The organism is Hyphomonas polymorpha PS728 (genome assembly GCF_000685315.1).
Classification (GTDB): Bacteria; Pseudomonadota; Alphaproteobacteria; order Caulobacterales; family Hyphomonadaceae; genus Hyphomonas; species Hyphomonas polymorpha.
On sequence record NZ_ARYM01000050.1, the window covers coordinates 1 to 2,291 of the forward strand.

Below are 2,291 nucleotides of genomic sequence, written 5' to 3' on the forward strand. Positions count from 1 at the left end.
GTAAGCGTCCGGCCTGACCGCACTTGACCGGATCAACGTTTATAGTTCCAAGGCGCCAGCTCTGCGACGCGGTTGATCGGATGATCGGCGATCCGTGACAGAACGTTGGTGAGCCAGGCCTGCGGATCGATGTCGTTGAGCTTGGCGGTCTCGATCAGCGTGTACGCGATGGCTGCGTTATGTCCTCCGCCCTCGGATCCTGCGAACATCCAGTTCTTGCGCCCGATGGCGAGCCCGCGCATGCCACGCTCGGCTGCATTGTTGTCGATCTCGAGATGCCCGTTCGACAGATAGACTTCGAGCCGCGGCAGGCGAGTCAGGGCGTAGCGGATGGCCTTCGCCAGATCCGACTTGCCGGAGATCTTCGGCAGCTCTGATTGCAGCCAGGTGATGAGGTCGTTGAACACGGGCCTCGCCTTTGCCTGGCGGGTCGCGGCGCGCATGTCGGGCGGCCGGCCTCTGATCTCCGCCTCGACCGCGTAGAGCGCGGCGATGCGGGTGAGCGCTTCGGCGGCGATGGGCGTGCTCTTCGACTGAGCCTCTTCGAAGAACTTGCGCCGGATGTGGGCGAGGCAGGCGACTTCGGAGATCGCGCCAGAGCGGTAGAGCTCTTCAAACCCGGCATAGCCATCGGCATGCATGAACCCGGTATAGCCCTTGAGGTGCTCGGCCGGGCGGATGCCCTTGCGGTCCATGCTGAACCTGTAGAACGCGGCCGGCGGCGCGTCCGAGCCCCAGGGTCGCTCGTCGCGGGCATAGACCCAGACCCGGCCTGTCTTTGTCTTGCCGTGACCCGGCGAGAGAACATCGACGGGCGTGTCATCGGCATGGAGCGCGGCGCTGGCGCGGACATGCGCGCCGATGGCGTCAGCGAGCGGCTCCAGCAGGGCCGCGGCCTTGCCGACCCAGTCGGCCATCGTGGAGCGCTCCAGATCGATGCCTTCCCGGGCATAGATCTCGCTCTGGCGGTAGAGTGGCAGGTGGTCGGCATACTTGGAGACGAGCACATGCGCGAGGAGGCCGGGACCGGGACGTCCGCGTTCGATAGGGCGCGAGGGGAGCGGCGCCTGGTGGAACCGTTCGCAGCAGCTGCAGGCCATACGTGGACGGATGAAGCGGTTCACGACGAACCGGCCGGGAACGTACTCCAGCTCTTCGGTCACGTCCTCACCGACACGCTTCAGCTTACCCCCACAATCCCCACAGGTCTCGCCTGGCTCAAGCACCTGCTCAGTCCTTGGCAGGTGATCGGGGAGCGGCTTGCGAACCGGCTTGTCCTTCAGTGCTGACTCAGGCTCTGCGGCTGGTAGACTGGCGCTGTGGGTGATCTCGAGATCCTCGAGCATCAGCTGGAGTTGTTCGAGGCCTTCGGCGGAGGATCCGAACCGGTCGCGCAGCTGCTTGTCGAGGCGCGCCTTCAGCTTCTCGATCAGCAGCTGGTGGTGGCGAAGTTGTGCATCCTGGCGGGCAATGACAGCGCCTTGCTCGGCGATCATCGCCTTCAGCGCCTCGATGTCATCGGGAAGATCAGCCACATCCGACATGGAAGGAAATCTACCCTGCTTCGGGCCGCCAGTGAATCCGGAAAATCGCGCTACCCCGTCGTCAGTGGCCGCCAGGTCTGCTGCGTGATCCGCCAGTCGATGCCCTCAAGCAGCATCGAGAGCTGGGCCTGGCTGAGATGTACCTTGCCGTTCTTGGCGGCGGGCCAGACAAACCGGCCGCGTTCGAGGCGCTTCGAGAACAGGCAGGCGCCCTGCATGTCCCACCAGATCACCTTCACGAGGTCACCGCGCCGGCCGCGGAACACGAACAGGTGTCCGGAGAAAGGATCCTCCGCGAGCACCTTCTCTGCCAGAACGGCAAGACTGCCCCAGCCCTTGCGCATGTCCGTCACGCCGGCCGACAGCCAGACCTTGGTCGAGGCCGGAACCGGGATCATCGCTCAAGCCCGCGGACAAGCTCGCAGATACCCCTAACATCAAGTCCGCCTTCAACGCGCACCTTGCAGCCGCTTGGTGTCGTGATCTCAACGCGGACCTCTGCCGGCGGCGGAACCGGCAGGCGCGAGGGCTTCAACGGCGGAGGCAGATCAAGATCAGCCGTAATCGTCACCGGCAGGAAATCGCCCGTTCGCTCCTGCGCCACTGCATATCGCGGGTCACGCAGCCACCTGAAGATCAGGTTGGCGTTCAAGTCATAGCGCCGGGCAACCTGAGACACCGACACGCCTGGCACACGGGTCTGTGCAACGATCTGGATCTTCTTCGCTTCGTCCCAGAAGCGACGTA

At 64.4% G+C, this 2,291-nt stretch carries 3 protein-coding genes; all 3 read right to left on the reverse strand.

The genetic code is table 11. The features are described 5' to 3' along the window. Positions 1-32: 32 nt before the first annotated feature. Positions 33-1,544, reverse strand: coding sequence for an IS66 family transposase (gene tnpC, locus HPO_RS19245; RefSeq protein WP_035602799.1), 1,512 nt, complete (start codon positions 1,542-1,544; stop codon positions 33-35). Between the two features lie 50 nt (positions 1,545-1,594). Beyond that, complete coding sequence (gene tnpB, locus HPO_RS19250; protein ID WP_035602805.1) at positions 1,595-1,942, reverse strand: IS66 family insertion sequence element accessory protein TnpB; 348 nt, start codon at positions 1,940-1,942, stop codon at positions 1,595-1,597. Next, the coding region (gene tnpA / locus HPO_RS19255; RefSeq protein ID WP_035602808.1) for an IS66-like element accessory protein TnpA at positions 1,939-2,291 on the reverse strand (353 nt) is incomplete at its 5' end. The genes tnpA and tnpB, both read right to left, overlap by 4 nt.

Bases quoted from the DNA above. Each gene is read 5' to 3' on its own strand.
- tnpC (WP_035602799.1), bottom strand. From the start codon at position 1,544: ATGTCGGATGTGGCTGATCTTCCCGATGACATCGAGGCGCTGAAGGCG.
- tnpB (WP_035602805.1), bottom strand. From the start codon at position 1,942: ATGATCCCGGTTCCGGCCTCGACCAAGGTCTGGCTGTCGGCCGGCGTG.